General features: G+C 35.0%; 17 protein-coding genes. 5 read left to right on the forward strand and 12 right to left on the reverse strand.

Features of this window, described 5'->3' with window-relative positions; genetic code table 11:
* Positions 1-59: 59 nt before the first annotated feature.
* Positions 60-3521, reverse strand: a complete 3462-nt coding sequence (locus JNL75_10305; protein ID MBL7790207.1) for a gliding motility-associated C-terminal domain-containing protein — start codon at positions 3519-3521, stop codon at positions 60-62.
* Positions 3522-3575: 54 nt separating this feature from the next.
* Positions 3576-4571, reverse strand: a complete 996-nt coding sequence (dusB, locus tag JNL75_10310; protein MBL7790208.1) for a tRNA dihydrouridine synthase DusB — start codon at positions 4569-4571, stop codon at positions 3576-3578.
* A 31-nt stretch (positions 4572-4602) separates the two neighbouring features.
* On the opposite strand from dusB, the gene JNL75_10315 reads away from it, so the two are divergent.
* The 3 genes from JNL75_10315 to JNL75_10325 are packed head-to-tail and all read left to right on the forward strand — an operon-like array spanning position 4603 to position 6805.
* On the forward strand, positions 4603-5490 hold the full coding sequence (locus JNL75_10315; protein MBL7790209.1) for a CPBP family intramembrane metalloprotease: 888 nt from the start codon (positions 4603-4605) through the stop codon (positions 5488-5490).
* Positions 5465-6319, forward strand: coding sequence for a phosphatidate cytidylyltransferase (locus JNL75_10320; GenBank protein ID MBL7790210.1), 855 nt, complete (start codon positions 5465-5467; stop codon positions 6317-6319). The genes JNL75_10315 and JNL75_10320 overlap by 26 nt, the downstream gene beginning before the upstream one ends.
* 21 nt (positions 6320-6340) lie before the next feature.
* Entirely contained in the window at positions 6341-6805 is a 465-nt protein-coding gene (locus JNL75_10325; GenBank protein MBL7790211.1) for a CBS domain-containing protein, read from the forward strand.
* 134 nt (positions 6806-6939) lie between these two features.
* On the opposite strand, the gene JNL75_10330 is transcribed toward JNL75_10325, so the two are convergent.
* Positions 6940-7341 (reverse strand): hypothetical protein, encoded by a 402-nt coding sequence (locus tag JNL75_10330; protein MBL7790212.1) that lies wholly within the window; start codon positions 7339-7341, stop codon positions 6940-6942.
* A gap of 381 nt (positions 7342-7722) precedes the next feature.
* Here JNL75_10330 and purD point away from each other — a divergent pair, with 381 nt between their 5' ends.
* Positions 7723-9000, forward strand: a complete 1278-nt coding sequence (purD, locus tag JNL75_10335) for a phosphoribosylamine--glycine ligase (protein MBL7790213.1) — start codon at positions 7723-7725, stop codon at positions 8998-9000.
* Positions 9001-9097: 97 nt separating this feature from the next.
* Positions 9098-10159, forward strand: a complete 1062-nt coding sequence (locus tag JNL75_10340; protein ID MBL7790214.1) for a DUF4407 domain-containing protein — start codon at positions 9098-9100, stop codon at positions 10157-10159.
* Positions 10160-10284: 125 nt separating this feature from the next.
* Here the strand turns inward: JNL75_10340 and JNL75_10345 are convergent, their stop codons facing one another.
* The 9 genes from JNL75_10345 to JNL75_10385 form a co-directional block, all read right to left on the reverse strand.
* A complete protein-coding gene (locus JNL75_10345) occupies positions 10285-10737 on the reverse strand; it encodes a peroxiredoxin (protein MBL7790215.1) in 453 nt (150 codons plus the stop codon).
* A gap of 100 nt (positions 10738-10837) precedes the next feature.
* Entirely contained in the window at positions 10838-12277 is a 1440-nt protein-coding gene (gene ftsZ / locus JNL75_10350) for a cell division protein FtsZ (GenBank protein MBL7790216.1), read from the reverse strand.
* A 60-nt stretch (positions 12278-12337) separates the two neighbouring features.
* Positions 12338-13690 (reverse strand): cell division protein FtsA, encoded by a 1353-nt coding sequence (gene ftsA, locus JNL75_10355; GenBank protein MBL7790217.1) that lies wholly within the window; start codon positions 13688-13690, stop codon positions 12338-12340.
* Positions 13691-13719: 29 nt separating this feature from the next.
* Complete coding sequence (locus JNL75_10360; protein ID MBL7790218.1) at positions 13720-14496, reverse strand: hypothetical protein; 777 nt, start codon at positions 14494-14496, stop codon at positions 13720-13722.
* Entirely contained in the window at positions 14489-15829 is a 1341-nt protein-coding gene (locus tag JNL75_10365; GenBank protein ID MBL7790219.1) for a UDP-N-acetylmuramate--L-alanine ligase, read from the reverse strand. The genes JNL75_10360 and JNL75_10365 overlap by 8 nt, the downstream gene beginning before the upstream one ends.
* A complete protein-coding gene (murG, locus tag JNL75_10370) occupies positions 15829-16926 on the reverse strand; it encodes an undecaprenyldiphospho-muramoylpentapeptide beta-N-acetylglucosaminyltransferase (protein MBL7790220.1) in 1098 nt (365 codons plus the stop codon). Before murG ends, JNL75_10365 begins: the two co-directional genes overlap by 1 nt.
* Positions 16927-17108: 182 nt before the next feature.
* Positions 17109-18326, reverse strand: a complete 1218-nt coding sequence (locus JNL75_10375) for an FtsW/RodA/SpoVE family cell cycle protein (protein MBL7790221.1) — start codon at positions 18324-18326, stop codon at positions 17109-17111.
* A gap of 15 nt (positions 18327-18341) precedes the next feature.
* On the reverse strand, positions 18342-19679 hold the full coding sequence (gene murD, locus JNL75_10380) for a UDP-N-acetylmuramoyl-L-alanine--D-glutamate ligase (GenBank protein MBL7790222.1): 1338 nt from the start codon (positions 19677-19679) through the stop codon (positions 18342-18344).
* Positions 19680-19832: 153 nt separating this feature from the next.
* Positions 19833-21128 carry a phospho-N-acetylmuramoyl-pentapeptide-transferase gene (locus tag JNL75_10385; GenBank protein ID MBL7790223.1) on the reverse strand — a complete coding sequence of 432 codons (1296 nt, stop codon included), beginning with the start codon at positions 21126-21128 and terminating at the stop codon, positions 19833-19835.
* Between the last annotated feature and the right edge of the window lie 3 nt (positions 21129-21131).

Here is a 21131-nt window from a genome sequence, read left to right on the forward strand (position 1 = left end):
AGTAGTATGCTTTTTATGCTAAAAAAAATAGAAAAAAAAGATTTTGTTAGATAATTTTTTTATCGAATCAAAGTAACGTTGCCTGACTTATTATATAATTGGTCTTTACATTTATATTTCAATTTATAATTATACACTCCTACTGGAGCTTCGTCGCCTTTGTAATATCCTTTCCATCCCTCTTTATCATCGAAATAATTATATATCAATTCTCCCCAACGATTGAACAGTATAAAATCGACTATGTTAATCTTATCAGACTTAACAATAAGTGATAATTTATCATTTACTCCATCGTTATTTGGCGAGAAACCAGTCGGAATTAAAATACGATTACATTCATTTAAGGTGTCACAGTTTTTAAAATCGAGATAGATAAATTTTAAGGTATGACAAGTTGTTTTATAATTTGAAAAAATAGTATCGCTGATAATGGTTGGTAATCGATATACCTTATTTTTATATTCAAAACTATCATCGACACAAATTATAGTATCTATTTGGGTGACTGGCCAGGAATTCACCTTAACCTTGGTCAAGTGAAAAGAATCACAACCTGAAGACAGTTTAAATGTATCATAGTAGTCGCCCGAAGTTTTCACATACCGATTGAGTATTTTGAGGCTATCACCTTGGCAAAACTCATAATTCTCAGCTCCTATAATACGATAAATATGTAAATCCATTTCATAAATGCTATCGCAGCCATTACTTGTTTGAAAGGTTTTATAATATAGACCAGATATACTATAATTCTGTCCAAAAAATGTCACTGATTTTCCTAAACAGGTAGAAGCTTTTGAGCTGAAAAAATAAGAAGGATTTACAGTTAAATTTACTTCTATAGTACTATCACAATTTTTGCCAGATTTGTAAGAGATATTATACTTGCCAGTTTTGGTAAACTTAAAAGTATCAATCTTAAATGTATCTCCAGAACAAATTGAGATATTGCGAGAAATAATAACAGGAGTAATAACTGTCAAATAAAAGGTAACTGTCGAGTCACAACCTAATACATTAGTATATTTTGCTACATAAGTACCACTAGAAGTAAGTGTTTGGTTATTAAAAACTCTCGATTCTCCAAGACATATGGTATCATACAAACTTGTGGTACTTGGAGTAGCTGCTAATACTTTAATATCAAACATTAGTACCGAATCGCAACCAAATCTATTTATTAATGAATCATAATATATTCCTGATTGCGATACAGCTTTTCCTCTAATATAAATAGTGTCTCCATAGCATAAACTTCTTTTTATCGTATCCAAAGAAGCTGTGAGAAAGCTCAAAGTAGTTTGTACAATTTTTAAACAACCATTTTCAACTATAGTATCTTTATACGTACCAGCAGTATTATAAACACTTTTACCTAAACTATAGGTTTGCCCTTGACATTTAATTACAGTATCAAAGTGAACTGTTGGATATGGTTTAAATGTTATATTTTCTGTCACTGAAGCTGGAAGACAAACAGAAATTCTAACAATACTTACTTGATACTCTTCACCTTGAGTACCTGTAAATGTATCTCTTAGTTGACTCGTGTTTAACTTACTCCTTACTATTTCTTGAGTAGACTTTTTTCTCCAAATAAAATCAAAAACAGAACCACTAATCGTATTAGAAATACTCACTATTGCTTTACTAATACAATCAGAGACTACTGTAGCTGCCACTATTGATGAATCACATGAACTAAAACTAGTTTCCGCAGCAAAGCCGTGACCAGAAATATAAAGTCTGTTGCTTTTCTTTGAAGCCTTTAAATCATGTACAGGTCTTCCGTTAAAACCATTAAAATAAATTTGTCTTGTAAAGTTGAAATTAGTCCCATCAAAATTGTAAACTAGCACATTGCCATTATTTCCTCCTATATATACATTATTACAATCATCAGACTCTATACCACCCTGTACCTTGGAAATATGACTAGCGATTAAAATGGGATAACCCGCAGTATCACCTGTTAAAAGATTAAATGCCTTTAAATGAATACCATCATAATAGAAAAGATATGAAGCATTAGCTGATAAACAGTTAAAACCATTAGAAATATTTGACCCTGAATCAAGTTTATTATCTGCCTCTTTAAAATCATCGTATCCGCTCCATCTGCTCCATACATTTCCATTCAATGTAGAATTACATTTGAATATTTTATTGTGAACTTCTGGGGTGGCGGTACGGCTTCCAGCATAGGATGACAACAAAACATATAATTCGCCTTTATTGTCAATTGCTGAACCTACTACATCTTGCTGAAAGGTGGTATATGTAGTCACACAGGATGTATTCGTATTACCATTCGTTTTATCTACAGTACCCATAGTAAGATTGGAAGAAGTGCTTCCTCCCATCACTATAATATCTCCGTTATTGCAATTAAACTGAAATTCCCAACACTCTAGAAAACCAGGTACGACATTAGAAATAAAATTGTCGTAAACTCCATCATTTTTCAATCTAATTGTTTTCGTTCCTGATGAATTAAATGCCTCTCCTGTATAAATTTTATTCGTATTTTTATCCACAATAAAATTAGATATTCCCTTATAACTTCCTGTATTCCATGAAAATAAACTCATAATACAATTAAACGTCCAAAGTAGTTGACCCGTGGTGGAGTATTTAGCAATTTTAGTCGGAGCGCTTGAATTGTATAAATTGACACCACCGCCATAAACAAATAGATTTCCATCAGAATCATAATCCACATCATAGCCTCTCTGATTCCCATTTCCATCGCCAGTTAAGGTTGTTGTCCCTGCCACCCAAGGATCTATTTCCAGCTCTTCGTTGACCACATCTACCCCTTGAACTATAAAGCCAATTTCAGTTTCAGATAGAATATAAACACATGGCAAAAAATGCTTTTCTTGATTTAACTTATTACATTTCAGTCCAAATTCATAAACAGGAAAAACAGTTTTTTGAAGTTCAAGACCTGTTTCTCCTTCTAGTAAACTGACATCGACATTATGATATTTCATCTTGAGGTCAGAGACCTTAGCTCCTTTGTGAAGTAGAATACTATAATGAAATCGGATGTTATCTTCTATAGTATAGACAATATCAATATTTGGATAAATGTTTTTATAGGTTAATTTTTTGTATCCATAGGATTTGAATTCTTCTGGTCCGAAGGAAAAATAATGATTTGATTTTTGTTCTTGGATAAGTTTGCAGTTCTGATTGGCGCCTATCCACTCCAGCTGGATGGTCTTTTCCATCTGTTCCGCCATAGCGAAATTATACTCTGGCTGCTCATGGATCTTTCTTGGTTTTACTTTTTTCTGATGTATAGAAAATCCATTTTTATGAAAAAAGACATTGCCGTATGGCATTTCAGTACTATATAGAATTTTGTGCTTACCTATTTGCTGATAATTAAATTGTCCCCTATTTTCAATAAAATAATCTGTTTGGAATATATTATTGCTCACGTAATTTACCTGTGTCTTAACCAAAACAGGTATCAAAAGAGTTAGGAATAGTTGTCTCCCCTTTGACATAATTTTGTTTTTTTGATTCAAAACAAAGATACAGATATACAATTAAATTGGCGTTTAATTTTCGTACACCGAAATTCCATACCGCTCTCTCATTTCCTCCAGTATATCCAATATTTCCTGATAATTCATCGTATTGACCAGGCGGGCGCGGTATTCCTTCACACCATCGAGTCCTTTGAAATAAGCGGCATAGTGCATACGCGTTTCCAATAAACCTAGAACCATTCCTTTCCATTCGATCGCGCGCTTGAGGTGCTTCTGCACGGCATAAATGCGCTCATGAATATCGGGTGGTGGCAGCTCCGTTTGATGTTTAAAATAGTGTTTGACTTCTCTAAAAATCCATGGATTGCCTATTGCACCGCGTCCTATCATGATGCCATCTACATTATATTTATTTTTATACTCCCATGCTTTCTGCGGACTATCTATATCGCCATTTCCAAATACGGGAATGGTCAAACGAGGGTTATCCTTTACTTTATTAATCCATGACCAGTCCGAATGTCCTTTGTACATCTGTACTCGCGTACGTGCATGAATGGATAGTGCTTGCACGCCGATATCTTGCAAGCGTTCTGCCACTTCTACTATATTAATAGAACTCTCATCCCAACCTAGACGAGTTTTGACTGTCACAGGTAGTGATGTCGCTTTGATGACAGCCTCCGTAAGTGCTATCATCTTGGGGATATTTTTCAAAATCCCAGCACCAGCTTCTTTGCAGACTACTTTTTTGACAGGACAACCGTAATTGATATCTAGGAGACATGGGTTCGCTGCTTCTACGATTTCTGCCGAACCTATCATAGCATCGAAGTCAGAACCAAAAATTTGAATACCAATCGGTCGTTCATCTTCGTATATGTCGAGTTTTTTCACCGACTTATCTGCATGACGAATGAGTCCATCTGTAGAGATAAATTCTGTATACATCAAATCAGCCCCAAACTCTTTGCATAAAGCGCGAAAAGGTGGGTCGCTCACATCCTCCATAGGGGCGAGCATTAGCGGAAATTCTGCTATATTTACGTTTCCTATTTTTACCATCGATTTGCAAAAATAGTCATAATATTGGCAAATGAATTTATCGAATCAACCGAAGAATTTTACACTCCTTCTTATTGGCTGTATTATAATAGGAGTCATGGTTGCTGTGACACTATGCGCCATTATTTTAATTCCATTTATCGACATTGCGCATGGTGATGGGCTTGATATGCTATCACTACCAAGAGAGAAATTGATATCGGTGCAAACTATCCAAATGATAGGTTTTTTTATATTGCCACCAGTTTTGTTTGCTTTATTTTCAAAAAATGATTTTCTAACTTGTTTCAATTTTGATAAACCAAACGGAGTTACAAAATACTTATTCGCTACCTTTCTTGCTCTCGCTTTATTTCCTGTATTAATTAATTTTCAATACTGGACTATTCAAGCACCGTGGCCAGAATCGATAAAAATAATAGCCGAAAATCAAAAAGCGCTAAACGAAAAGATTATAGGAATATTTTTAAATGAACCTGGACTAGGAAATCTATTATTTATGATAGGTATGATAGGAATAGGAGCAGGACTGACCGAAGAGTTATTTTTCCGTGGATTGTTAATGCCATGGATAGAGCGAATTACAAAAAACACTTGGGCAGCCATCATTATGAGTGGTACAATTTTCAGTATGTTTCACTCTAATTTTTATGACTTTCTTCCTATAGTGGTTGTGGGAATCTTATTTGGCTATATATACTCAAAAACAAGAGACCTCAAACTCAACATATACATACACGCTCTATATAATAGCTCTCAGGTTATTCTGAATTATTTATATAAGAATAAAATGATAGCAGTTAATTTAGAAGAAATAGAGCAGGTTCCTATTTTAGCATGGGCCATCTGCCTTGCCGTAGTTATTTTTTTAGTATATAAAATTGTCAAAAACTATGAATACATTTCTGACCCGAGCTAGTACAGCTATTGTTTTTGCTGTTATCGTCATCGGCGGGTTGTTATACAATCGCTGGTCATATACCGCTCTGATTATGACTATTCTTATCGGCAGTGTTTTAGAATTTTATCGCATTAGTGCTCCAATGTTTAAAAAAGACAAGTCAAAGCTTAGTTTTTACAAAACTATGGTGCTCAGCATGTCTATTATTTGCGCATTCATCTCCTTTGGTGTAGCTTTCGATTATCTCTCTAGTGCTTATTTATTTTCTATACCACTATTTATTGCTGCTGTTTTCTACACAGAATTAGTTCTTAAGTCTCGCAAACCATTTCGAAGTATTGGTCTAAATCTATTAGCTTTATACTACATTGCGTTGCCATTAGCACTCACATTTTTTACAGCTAATCTTCAAAGTCAGTTTACGGGTGCCGTCCTACTGGGGGTATTGTTCATTATCTGGGGAAATGATAGTGGTGCCTATATAGTAGGTTCCCTCATTGGAAAAAACAAATTGATACCTCATGTATCCCCTAATAAGACTATTGAGGGATTTCTAGGTGGAGGTCTTTTTTGTGTTATTATAGCTTATCTCAATATTCATGTTTTTAAAAATATTTCTGCCCTTGATGCGTTATCCATAGTGAAGCCAAGTGTGTGGTATATGATAGCTGGGGTTGTGTTTATTTTTGCTACTATGGGCGATTTAGTAGAGAGTTTGCTGAAAAGAAGTCTTGATATCAAAGACTCGGGTAATATTCTTCCCGGTCACGGTGGTTTTTTGGATAGATTTGATGCCTTTTTATTTGTCTTACCTTTTGTAGTGGCCATTATCAAAATTTTTAATTAACTTTGTAGAAAAATTATAATTATGAGTGAGCTCAATATAGACGATGAATTTAAAAAAGTGAATGTCCATAAAGTAATGACCAAGGACATCATAGCTGCAAGCCCTAACAATAAGTTTTCTCAAGTGTTTCAATTTTTTAGTGAGCGAAATATAAATCATATACCCGTTTGTGAGGATGGTGTCATCAAAGGAATTATAAGCAACAAAGACATGATGCGAATTCTCTACAAATATATTGTATATGGAAAGAATTCAGATATTGCTGCTTTGGATGAGCAAATAAAGATTACGGATATCATGTCTAAAAATCCAATGACCATAGATGCTAACACGAATCTAGCTGAGGTCAGGGAGTTATTTTACAAACTTCCGTTTTCTTGCCTTCCGATCACTTATGAGGGTAAACTAGTAGGCGTTATGACTCCTAAAGATTTTGTAAAATTAAAAATCATCCAAATAGACGGCTCCGAATATGGAGGCTACTAGTACTTAGTGGTTTCAACAAAAAAAGAAAACCTCAAATAGAATTACTTCACGAGAGTGCAATAATTAAACAAAGGTCTAAGGCGAAAACTATTCAGCCTTTGACCTTTGTTTTTTTTGGCTGTGTCATATTATTATTACCTGCACCTCCAGCGTCTATTGCCATATCCATAACCTCTATTGGGTCTGTGTCCATACCAATAAGGTCTATAATACATAGGCGGAGGCGGAGCTATATATACTGGAGCACAATAGCTAGGGGGAGGAGTCACTACAACTACATTTCTTCGGCATGAAGGTGGAGGTGGAGGAGGACAACCTCTATAGCCGTAGTTTGTAGGGTAATAGTTAGGGTCTTGATAGGGGTTATCCCAACCGTTCTGACCTCGAGAGGATCCTCTTTGTGATTGATCCCAATTTCTATTATCTTGTCGATTCCAATTATTATCCTGATAATCATCCTCATTGCCCAAGGTCTGAGCATCCATGCTCATTGCGATTATGAAGGACAATGTTAAAAGTAAATTTTTCTTATTCATATCTTGAAATTTAAAATGAGTAATCAATTTAATTTTTAGAGATAAACTCGAAAGCTGGGGTTTAATGACTTAACGAAAAATAACAGACAACATATTTATCCCGAATTCAGCAATAGAGGTTTGAAAAACCGATTAGTGCTGATTATGAGGGTAATCTCTGACGGAGTCTGATACTCGTCAGAGTCATCAGACCCGACATTGCGATTGTTTTCAATTTATTGAATTACAAACACTTCGTCGAATCTGCATTTCTAATGCAGATTTTGGGATTATAGAAGTAGTTAGTCGCAGTTCTAAATCATAGCATATTGTATCGGTTCATAGTTTCATTGAGAGAAAACATCCTAATATCTGATACTAATAAGTCCCTATATTTGTTGCATGAATGTATTATTATTAGGTTCTGGTGGCAGAGAATGTACACTTGCATGGAAGTTAAAACAATCCGCGTTGTTGTCTCGTTTGTATATAACCCCAGGCAATGGGGGCACTCTTGAATATGGTAAAAATTTAGGTTTTTCTGCAACGGATTTTCCAGCTATTGAAAAATTTTGTTTAGAAAATAATATCCAACTTATCGTTTGTGGTCCAGAACAACCGGCGGTTGCTGGCATATGGGATTATTTTCAGAAACCAGAAATTAAACATATAAAAGTCGTAGCTCCTTCACAAAAATCTGCCATGTTAGAAGGAAGTAAAGCTTTTGCGAAAGAGTTTATGGGAAAAAACAACATTCCCACTGCTGACTATTTGGAAATAACTAAGGAAAATATAGAGCAGGCCTATCGATGGTTTGAAGAAAAAAATCCACCTTTCGTAATCAAGGCAGATGGTTTAGCAGAAGGAAAAGGGGTGGTATTACCTGAATCTAAGGAAGAGGCAAAACGACTAATTGATGAGTTTATTCTCAACGGTAAATTTGGAGCTTCAAGTGAGCGCGTGGTATTGGAAGAATTTTTGGACGGTATAGAATTTTCTGTTTTCGTATATACGAATGGAAGTCAATATATACTTTTACCTAATGCTAAAGACTATAAGCGCCGCTTCGAGGGCAACAAAGGTCTTAATACTGGCGGTATGGGTTGTATTTCTCCTGTACCTTTTGTAAATTATGAGCTTTTAGATCAAGTAGAAAAGAAAATTATTAAACCTACCATTGCTGGTCTTCAAAATGACCAAATGCCTTATACAGGATTTATTTATTTCGGGCTTATCTTAACCGATAAAGGCCCCAAGGTCATAGAATATAACTGTCGCTTAGGTGATCCAGAAACGGAAGTTATCCTTCCTAGAGCGAATTGTGATTTACTGGCTTTGTTTGAAGCTGGATTTTCAAACCAATTAGACCAATTCGATGTTCAAATTTCGTCTCATTCTGCTGCTACTATTATGCTCGTTTCAGATGGTTATCCCGAAACTTATGAAAAAAGCTTCCCAATTACAGGTATAGAGAATGTGCATCAGGCTCTCGTATTTCATGCTGGAACTACGATTAAAGACCATCAGCTCATAACTAATGGTGGCAGGGTCATAGCCGTAACAGGTATGGGAGAAACTTTACAGCAAGCTTTGTCTAAATCCTATGATGCCATAGAACGTATACGCTTCAAAGGCATGAAGTATCGAACGGATATTGGCTTTGAGTTTGAACATAGTTGACAAAAGCTTACTTTTTACATTAAACGAAATTTAACTACAATTTAAGTAACCTTTTAGAGTTATTAGCATCAAATAACCAAATTATCTTTAAGGCAAATTGAATTACATACACAATTTTCTTATCTACTGCGCCGGCAGTAACTTTTCTCTTATTCGTAAATCCCCTTCTGAAATCTCTAAGCACGTCGGAATAGGTGGGGTTATTTTTTTTACTGGGCTACTTGCAGCCTTGTCGAGCGGATATGCATTTTACACCATTTTTGACTCTAAGGTTTTTGCTACCCTCTTTGGAATTATTTGGGGATTGATGATATTCAACCTTGATAGATTTATCGTTACTTCTATGCGAAAAAGCGGGACTGCCTTTCGCCAATTTTTCATGGCACTCCCTAGAATGATACTTGCTGGAGTATTAGGTATAGTAATAGCCAAGCCATTAGAGTTAAAAATATTTGAGAAGGAAATTGACAAGCAACTCAATGTTATCATCAATCGAAATAAAGCCAAGCTACAGAAAGAAATTAAATCACGATACGATGAGCAAGGACAATATTACAGTAAAGAAAGAGACTCTATATTGAGTACTGAAAAAAGACTTAAAACAGAGCTCAACGAGGCATCTCTTGATTTAGAAAAGGAGATAGTGGGCACGACTACCGAAACCACTACAGGGAAAAAAGGTTATGGCACCAATGCCAAACGCAAGGAAGAGATAAAGAAGCTAAAGCAGATAGCTTACGACAATTTTATCAAAGAAAATAAAACCAAACTCGATTCTTTGGATTTAATGATAAAAATTGAAAATCTACAATTCGAACAGGAACTAAAGAATACCGATCCGCTAGAAGATCGATACAATGGTTTCGCTGCACGATTGCAAGCTCTGCAAGAATTAGGTAAGGAATATAAGATTTTAGGAATTGCTAGTTTATTCATCTCTTTGCTTTTCATACTTATAGAGATGTCTCCTGTTTTAGTCAAACTCATTATGCCTAAAGGGCCTTATGATCATCTACTTGAACTTCACGAATATCAATTCAAATGGAGAAATGATGAGGATACTCAAATAAAGTCCTCAATATCGAATGCCAAAGTGGATATACTCAAAGATGAGATAGCATATCTGACTAAGAAAAATAAGGATAGAAAGGGTATATAATTAATTTACAAAAAACTACAATATGTCCATCAACTGGGATTCACAAAAGCACTACAAAAAAAATCAACCAAAGAAACAACCGAAAGGAAAATTGGAGAAAATAGTAGCTTGGTTAAAATCGTTATTTAGCTAAGAATTTCCAGGAGCTGTTTAGCTGCATTTTTAGTATCAACTTTATCTATCAAATGAGTTACTTTGCCAACCTCATCGATTACAAATGTAGCCCGACTTGTACCCATATACTCTCTTCCCATAAACTTTTTCATTCCCCAAACACCAAAAGCCTCTACGAGTTTCTTATCCTCATCAGAAATTAACGGAAAGGGCAATTGATGATTTTCGATAAACTTCAAGTGGGATTTGACACTATCCACACTGACACCGTATAACTCATAGCCCAATTTTTTAATAGCACTATAACCATCTCTCAAACTACAAGCCTCAGCTGTGCAGCCGGGCGTATTATCCTTAGGGTAGAAAAATAGAATGTATTTCTTTCCACTTTCAGGAAATTGAATTTCTGAATTATCGTGAAGCTTCACAGAGATTTTATTGACTACTGAACCCAGTTTTAACATAATGAAATTTTAATATGTAAATATAGAGCATAACAATAATAAAAATAAAAAAGGTGCTTTTTCAAACACCTTTTAACTCAGATTTTAAGTGAAAACAATTTTAGTCCAGATTCGTATTGAACTTATTATTGTCCTTAAATAAATTCAAATTGTCCGTAATTAGCGTTTTTGACTTTTCAGAAATATTCTCTAGACCAAGCTCCAAATGATCTGAGCTTTTTAGTGGGGAATTGATATCAAAGCTAATTTTACTCAACATTCTCCGTCTTTTTTCTTCATCTGTCTCCTCAATAAACCTACCCATTTGATCTACAAATGTAGTCTCATCAGCATCTGTAATCGATATGGAAATATCATCTTCTGCAGATAATAGTTCCTTTCCCATTGTGTTCAAATCATCTATATGGTACATTTCATCATTATGCATGACTGGGGTACCGAAATCTATTAAGATTTGCTTTTCAGATTCTACGACTATGATATCTTTAGAATCTTCCACTAATTGATGATTAGGTTTGTCAATAGAAACCACTTCCTTTTTGACTTCTTGAACCTCTTTTTTCAGAACTTTAGCTTTATTAAAACCTGTGACAACAATAGTAACAGCAAGTTCATCTTCTAAGGTATTATCTACCGAAGTTCCATGAATGATTTCAATATCATTTTGTGCCGATTCGTTGACTGCTTCAATAATTTCACCAATTTCGTCCAATGTACATTCATGATCTTCAGAATATGAAATATTGACTAAGGCTTTTTGAGCACCTGTTATATCGTAATCACTCAATAATGGTGACTTTAAGGCGTTCATTACGGCTTCCTTAGCCCTAGACTCACCTGTAGCATGACCTATACCCATGATGGTCATTCCACCATCTAATAATACGTTTCGAACGTCATTAAAATCCGTATTATGAATCCCTGCACCTGTGATAATTTCTGCAATTCCTTTGGCTGCATTAGCTAAAATATCATCTGCCATAGCAAAGGCTTCTGAACCTTTTAGCTTACCATAAATTTCGAGAATCTTATCATTCGCTACTATAATGAGGGCATCCACATTTTCCTTTAGTCGCTCTATTCCTTCCTCTGCTTTGACCACAGCAGATTTACCCAGCATAGTGAATGGCGTAGTCACTATAGCTACCGTCAGAATACCCATTTCCTTCGCTAATTTGGCGACTACCGGAGAACCTCCAGTACCAGTACCTTTGCCCATTCCTGCAGCTATGAAGAGCATTCTCGTACCGTGACCTAATTCTTCCTTTATCTGGGCTATAGACTCCTCTGTAGCTCTTTTCCCAATCTCAGGGTCTGCACCTGTTCCCAGCCCCTTTGTTAATTCAGGACCCAATAAAATCTTTGTCTTTATTGGAGATAAATTCAAGTGCTGATCGTCCGTGTTAGCGATAATAAAATTAACTCCTTTTATACCTTTTTGGAACATATGGTTCAAGGCATTACTTCCTGCACCTCCTACGCCAATTACTTTAATGATAGAGGATTTCTCCTTAGGTAAATCAAATTCTAAATTATTCATTTTTTATAGTTTACTTAATTAATGGTTTTGTGAATACTATACTCCTTAGCTTCTTAATAATTATTTATCTTCAAACTCCTTTAAACTCGCCTCATCTAATAGAAAATTACCTATCTTATTTTGAATCTTATCTAACCAACTGAGGTTTTTCTGCTTGGTTTCGACTGGTTGTTCAAATTGTATAGGTGTTCCTAAATCATTCTCCTCTTGGCTAGTTTCTTTTTTCTCCATTCTCTCATATATATAGTCTTCAGAGTTATCTGCTGCTAATAAGGCTAAACCGATACTTGTAGAATATATTGTCTGAGCATAAGCTTTGTCTTGTAAATTAGATAGTCTGCTTATAGGAAAACCAATTTGCGCATGATATCCAGTAAACTGCTCTACAAAGTTTTTCAGATTTGGAATCATGGCGCCTCCACCGGTTACTACTATCCCTGCATTCAATTTATTTTTATAATACGAAGACGCGATTTCATTTTTAACCTGATTAAAAATTTGTTCTAAACAAGCATTAACCAATCGACAATAATATCGTTGCTGAATTTGAACTGGTGGCAAGCCTGTAAGATTATTCACCGTCAAAATTTTGTTCTCAGGGATATGCTGATATAGAGCGCTTGTGGCATGCACACTTTCTTTCAATTTCTTAGCAGCTTCATATCTCAACTTCAGTTTACTTTGAATCATTTGGGTGATATACTCTCCCGCATATGGGAATATAGCGGTATGGCGAATGATCCCCTTTGTAAATATGGCTATATCTGTGGTGCCTCCTCCTATATCTATCAAACATACACCTTCTTCCATTTGCTCTTCAGTGAGCACAGCCGATGCTGATGCCAGCGGTTCTAAATCAAAATCTAACAATTCTAATCCAGCCATCTGCACACTCATCTCTATACTTCTAGTAGAACTTACATTTCCTGTAATGACATGCCAGCTAGCCTCTAATCGATTTCCCATAACTCCTATAGGATTGTTTTTGATAGGTACTTTCTGGTCTACATAAAACTCTTGGGGTTGATAACTAATAATCTGCTCACCCGGCTCATTATTGAGGTTTTTCACCTGATCTTCTAGCAGTTTTATATCTTCCAAATCGATTAGCTTAGAAGAATTCTGTCTCGTATAACCCAACTTATAAACACTTGAGCGCACATGAGCTCCTGCGATACCTACAAACACTTTTTTAATTTCCACTCCAGTTTTGGCAGATGCCTTAGCACATGCAGCTTGTATATCTTCTGCCGTATCACGAATATTTCGAACTTCACCATCCTGAACTCCTCTGGAAGGTACAACTCCAGAGCCTAGAATTTCAATTTTCTTCCCTTCAACCTTCTGGGCTACAATACAACAAATTTTAGTAGTTCCAATATCTAAACCTACAATTATTTTTCCTTTGTTCATTTTTATTCTCTATTTTACTCTTTAGAATATTAACTCTTCTTTTTCGCTACCACCTGCTGGGAATATTGAAAATCCAGCTCCTCATACATGGATAAATCATGACACCGCACTGCTGTTTTAAAAAAATTATCGACCTTATGCATCCTCTTTTCAAAGTCATTATCTACATATCCTAATTTCACTATTGGCTCACAAAACGATAAGACTAAATCTATCTTTCCATTATCATTGATATATATCTGATCGATGACATCTCTCCATATGGTATTTTCTTCGGAGTATTTCAGGACTTTACTCAAAGACTGTTGAATAAAACTATCCAATTTTGTCTTAGGATTAGTAATTCCATGAACTCTGCCAGATACATATACTATACGCTTTGAATATTTATCACTTAAAGACATTCTATCCCAATCTTCAGACAAATAATAATCTCCGAATTCTGAATTAATGCGGGCAATAGGTTTTTTAGGAACCAATACCACATTTACATTATCTTGATTATCGATGTATAGTTCTGCCAACTTTACATACTCATTTTGTTTTACTCCATTTTCAATAAGATTGAACTTAATCTTAGATAATTTACTTCCTTTCCAGGAAGGAAAGGCTGAATTCACCTCTTTGAGTATATCTCTAGAATCAACAAAACCTAAATTGTCATCGTTTTTAAATCTAACTTTGATATTTTGAATATGCATACTATTTCTTTTTTCTATAGCAGCTGCTGATATCACAATAAATAAAGCTATCATGCCGATCCAGGATAGTGATTTTAAAAACAAGAGAACTTTTGGTTTACTCACGTGTACTTAGATAGTTTTTAATATCAGAAATACAGTTGCTTATATCACCTGCTCCTATAGTTAAAATCACGTCAAAATTAAGGGATTTCAGCACCTCTATGAGTTCTGCTTTATCCACAACTTCTACGTTAGTTTTCATCTTTTCAGACACTATATAGGAAGAAACACCTTCGATAGGCAACTCTCTCGCAGGATATAATGGCAGTAAGATGACTTCATCAGATAAATCCAGAGATTTAGCAAAATCTACACATAAATCCTTAGTTCGTGAGTATAAATGTGGCTGAAAAATACTAAGTATTTTCCTGCCCGGATAAATCTCTTTAACACTAGAGACAAGGGCTGCAATCTCTGCTGGATGGTGTGCATAGTCATCTATAAAAACCACTTTTTCATCACTATAAATCAACTCAAAACGTCTCTTGATGCCCCTGAACTTATCTATGGCATCTACCATTTGTTTCATTTCAAGCCCCAATTCCAACCCAACCGAAATAGCTGCTAAAGCATTCTCAATATTATGCCTACCATTGTAGTTTAATTTGAACACTTCCTTATTTTCATTGATAGTAAATGTCGAATAAGTGGGCAAAATAGTTGCGATCTTAGCTATGAAATCACCTTTATAGAATCCATAGATTTTTTTAGTGCCTGTTATGAATATTTCATCTTCCACTTTTTCATTATGAATAAGAATACCCTTAGCATCTAGTTTAGACAAAAACTCCCGAAAAGAATTGACTATATTTTCGCGATTACCATAGATATCTAAATGATCAGTGTCGATAGATGTGAGCACCACAATATCTGGAGATAGTGTCATGAAAGACCGATCAAATTCATCCGCCTCAACCACAACCACATTGCTGGATCCTTGTATATAGTTACTATTAAAATTAACAGAAACTCCTCCGAGAAAAGCACTGCAATCTACTCCACATTCCCGAAGTAAAAATGCTATCATAGAACTCACTGTCGTCTTTCCATGCGATCCAGAAACAGCAATAGTGAAGTTGTTCTCTGTAATAATACCTAATGCTTGAGAGCGTTTTATTAATGGGATATTGCTATTTTGAAAATGATTTAATAAAAAACTATCTTTAGGCATAGCTGGGGTATAAACTACCACATCATAATTATTTTCGGTCAATCTCTGATCATCAATATAAGAGACAAGAGCTCCCAATTCTGATAACACTGCCGTCATATCTGATGGAGTCTTGTCATAGCCATACACCTTGATTCCTTTGGCTAAAAAGTACTTTGCAATAGCTGACATACCTATACCACCTATGCCAAGAAATAAAACGGATTTTATGTTATCTAAATTCATTATTTGTCAATTCTCTTTAATATTTCTGAAGCTATCTCTGTAGCTGCATATGGACGTGCTAATGCCAACATTGCAGATTGCATATTACTCATTCGAGTTGTATCATTGAATATGTTTATAACTTCAGGGACTAACTTTTCTTTGCTTTCAGCATCCGTAATCATTACTGCAGCATTTTTATTAACTAATGCTTTGGCATTAGGGGTCTGATGATCATCTGCTACATACGGAGAAGGGAGTACGATTGCCGGCTTTCCTACTACAAACAATTCAAAGAGAATACCGCCTGCTCTTGTCACCACCAAATCACAGGCAGAATATACATAATTCATCTTATAGATAAAATCATAGACTCGACAATTCTCACTTTCAAGATGCTTGTACTTTTCAAAATGAGCCTTACCTGTATGCCATATCAATTGAATGTCATTAGCGTGAAATTGACTAATCTTATCTGCAATAGCCTCGTTGATGGCGCGAGCACCCAAACTGCCACCCGTGACAAACAGGGTTTTCTTATTTGGATTTAAATTAAAAAATTTAAATGCCTCACCTCGCGATACCACTTCGTTTACAAAAGATTCACGTATTGCATTTCCGGTATAGATGACCTCGCAAGTTTTAAAATATTTTTTGGACTCTTCATAAGAAACAAATGCACATTTCACTCCTGACGCTAGAAATAAATTCGTCTTACCAGGCAGCGCATTTTGTTCTTGTATAAATGTTGGAATTCCGAGCCACTGAGCCATTTTCAGAGTAGGCCCACTCGCATAGCCTCCCGTACCTATAGCTACATCAGGTTTAAATTTCAAAATAACACGCATTACTTTGAGTAAACTCGCTATAACTTTGAAAGGCAGTTGAATATTCTTAAGCAAATTAGAGAAGGATAATCCACGTTGAAAACCTGCAATTGGCAATCCGATGATCTTATATCCGCAAGCCGGTACTTTTTCCATCTCCATTCTACCATGTGCGCCGACAAAAAGTACTTCTATATCTCTTTGCTTCTGGAGCGCCTCTACTATAGCTATGGCTGGGTAGATATGTCCACCTGTGCCACCGCCAGAAACCAAAACTTTTATTTTTTTCAATGTCACAAATTCACTAATTATATTTTCTCTATATTGTCTTATTTCACTTACTTTTGAATACACCGCAAAGACGCAGAGAACACAGAGGATAAGTCATTATCCAATTCAAAATTAATATTCAAATCAACACACAAAACCATTTTCAAATTTTCAAATTGTTCCACTTTTAAATTAAGCACTAATTAAACTACCCCACTCAAATTCATTTCCACCTCGTCCATATAATTTTCCTTCGAAGGACTTTTACCCAATTCATCATCTTGCACACTTCTACTAACACTCAATATAATGCCTAAAGCCATAGCAATAAAAATGATGCTACTCCCTCCCATACTTACTAGAGGCAAGGTGACACCAGTAGCAGGCAATAAACCAATCGTAACACCTATATTAAAAAAAGCCTGAATGACAATACTCAAACCTAAACCCAAAGCTAAAAGAGCACCAAAAGTATATGGGCTTTTCATAACTAAAACAATCACACGAAACATCAATGCTAGATAAAGAAAAATAAGAAATACTCCGCCTAGAATGCTCCACTCTTCCACAATTATTGCAAAAACATAATCTGAGAACGCATTTGGCAGGAAATTTTTCTGAGAACTATTTCCTGGACCTTTTGGCAACCAGCCTCCCCTAGCTATAGCTATATTAGCTTGCTTTACTTGATAGGAAACATCCTTGTGCGATTTTTTAGCTTCAGCAAAAGAAATCAATCTAGATTTCGCTGTGCTAAGTCGCTTTATTAAAAATTCATCTGGTGCTTTTAATACAAATAAAATACCTAGTGCTACAAATGATAATCCAATAAAAATAGTACCGAAAAAATGCAAGTATCGTACTCTGCCCAAAAACATCATAATTAATGCCGTAACCATAATCATTATTGATGTAGAAATATTATCTATAAATACTAAAAATGCGACCAATAATGTCACACCAATTGCAGGTAAAAATCCTTTTTTAAAATCTGCTATGACATCTTGATTTTTACTGAGGTGTCTTGCTAAAAAAAGTATTAATGCTAAGCGAGCGAGGTCAGATGCTTGAAATGTCTGATTGATAAAAGGTATTCTAATCCAACGCCCCGCATCATTCACCTTTACACCCATAAAGGATGCATACAATAAGGCCAAGATGCCTAGAGGAAGTAATATTTTATACAATCCAGAATAATATTGATAAGAAATTTGATGCATAAACCACATAAATCCATACGCTGCCAGAATAAGAGCTATATGCTTAAATAAATAAACATGGATATCTCGATTATCCTTAAACGCTAAAAGAGACGTGCTGCTATATACCGTCATAACGCTAAATAACGTCAATAAAGTAACTATAATCCATATAGATCTATCACCTTGAAACGTTTTAGCAATCTGACGAAGGATGGTCATCTTTTATACCAATTATTATAAATTTCTTACACATTCTTTGAATTGGTCTCCTCGATCTTCATAATTTTGAAATAAATCAAAACTAGCGCAACATGGAGAAAGTAAAACTGCATCACCTTTTTCAGCTAATTGTGAAGCAGATCTCACTGCATCTTTCATACTGTCCGTACTAATAATAACATCAATTACACCACTAAATGTAGTTTGAAGTTTTAAGTTATCTACACCAAGACATACTAGAGCTTTCACTCGCTTTTTTACTAATGGAATTAAAGACTCATAGTCATTGCCTTTATCTACACCGCCGGCTATCCAAATGACATCCTTTTCCATACTCTCTAAAGCATACCAAGCTGAATTTACATTCGTAGCCTTGCTGTCATTGATATACTCAACACCTTGAATAGTCAAAACAGATTCTAGTCGATGTGGTATAGTCTTAAACGTCATGAATGCCTCACGTAAAACTTCGTCGCGAATCTCTTCATGTCTTGCTGCTAAACCAGCTGCTAAAGAATTGTACTGATTGTGTTTTCCTTTGATTGTGATCTCATTTGTTAGCATACTGAAATTGGTTTGTAAAATGTTTATGAATAATTTATTTTCTTTAATGAATCCACCTTCCTTTAATTCTTTTCGAATCGAAAAAGGATATTTTTTTGACGATATGGTTGAATAATTTGCTTTTAAATAATTCATTGTTTCTTCATCGTCCAGACAGTAAATAAATGCATCCTCCTCCGTCTGATTATTAGTTATCTTAAATTTAGAATTTACATAGTTTTTCATCTCATAATTGTATCTATCGAGATGATCCGGTGTAATATTGAGAAGAATAGCGATATCGCATTTAAACTCATGGATATCGTCTAATTGGAAACTACTTATTTCGACAACATACAAGTCCTTGGGCTCCTTAGCTACCATATAGGCAAAGCTTATTCCGACATTACCTGCCATACCAACATTGAAGCCCGCTGTTTTAAAAATATGATAGACTAGATTCGTTGTTGTTGTCTTGCCATTACTGCCTGTTATTCCTACGATTTTACCATTACAATATGGATAAGCAAATTCTATTTCAGATACTATTTTTATTCCATTAGCCCTTATCTTTTTTACAATTTCAGCTTTCTCAGGAATACCAGGACTCTTCATGACTAAATCAGCATTCAAGATTTTATCTTCACTATGTTGCTTCTGTTCATAAGGTATTTTATGCTCAATCAGCATAGCCTCATATTTATCACTGATAGATCCGTAGTCAGACACAAAGACTTCGTAACCTTTCTGTAAGGCTAGAATGGCAGTTCCTACACCGCTCTCTCCTGCTCCGAGTATGACTAGTTTCAACGTTTTTCTAGTTTAAGGTTTATAGATGAAAGTGATAAGACATAATAAACTCGCATATATATATTTCCATATATCATTACAACTAACAATAGTAATCGGGATACAACTAACTATCATTTTCACATTTTCAAATTGAGTCATTTTCAAATCCATCTATCTTACTTTTAAGAATACAATAGCCAGTATCGATAACAATATTCCCACTATCCAAAATCTCGCTACAATCTTAGCCTCATGAATTCCTAGTTTTTGAAAATGATGATGAAGTGGAGACATTAGAAAAATTCTTCTACCTTCACCGTACTTTCGTCTTGTGTATTTAAAATAAGCGACTTGAATCATGACGGATAAATTTTCTATCAAAAACACTCCACATAAAATTGGAATGATTAATTCTTTTCGAATAATGATACAGATAGTCGCAATAATGCCGCCTAATGCTAGACTTCCTGTGTCTCCCATAAAAATCTGTGCTGGGTAAGAATTCCACCATAAGAAACCAACACAAGCAGCAACAAATGCAGAAACAAAAATGACAAGCTCTCCTACATTAGGTATATATAAAATATTTAAATAATCGGAAAATATGACATTACCAGTAAGATAAGTCAGAATAGCAATAGTCACTCCTGAGATTGCAGAAATACCTGTACATAAACCATCGATTCCATCTGTAATATTGGCGCCGTTAGAAACAGCGGTAATAATAAAAATTAGTATAATAGAAAATGGTATGAAAAAGTAGAGAGGGTGAAAACCTAGAAATTCAAATACTTTGTCATAATTGAAATTATTTCCTTTTAGAAAAGGGACGTTTGTTAGGAGTGATTTGCTATCATGAGAATACCATAATCCATTTCTTTCAACTCCCTTTCCCTTGATTACGCTATCTGCGGCTTCTACATTGATAGGATTATATTGATCATGAATTTTACCTTCATTCAGAGTATATACATATACTTTAGTTAAATCCCGTACTTTTATGTCTGGATGAAAATACATCATCAAGGAAACAAAAATTCCCACGCCTATTTGCCCTACGATTTTAAATCTACCAGATAGACCTTCTTTATCCTTTTTAAATACTTTGATATAATCATCAAGAAAACCAATAACTCCTAACCATATAGATACTACTAACAACATCCATATATAAACATTGGTCAAATTAGCAAATAACAAGGTAGGAATAACAATAGAGGCTATTATAAGAATTCCTCCCATGGTGGGAGTCCCCTTTTTTTCTATCTGACCTTGTAATCCTAGGTCACGAACTGTTTCTCCGATTTGTTTTCTTCTCAAATAATCGATGAAACGCTGACCATTAAAAATCATAAGTATGATACTTAGTAGAACTGCCATAGATGCACGAAAAGAAAGATACTGAAATAAGGCAGCACCTGGAATTTTCCAATGCTCATTTAAATAAGTAAATAGATGATAAAGCATATT

The organism is Chitinophagales bacterium (assembly GCA_016787225.1).
GTDB lineage: Bacteria > Bacteroidota > Bacteroidia > Chitinophagales > JADJOU01 > CHPMRC01.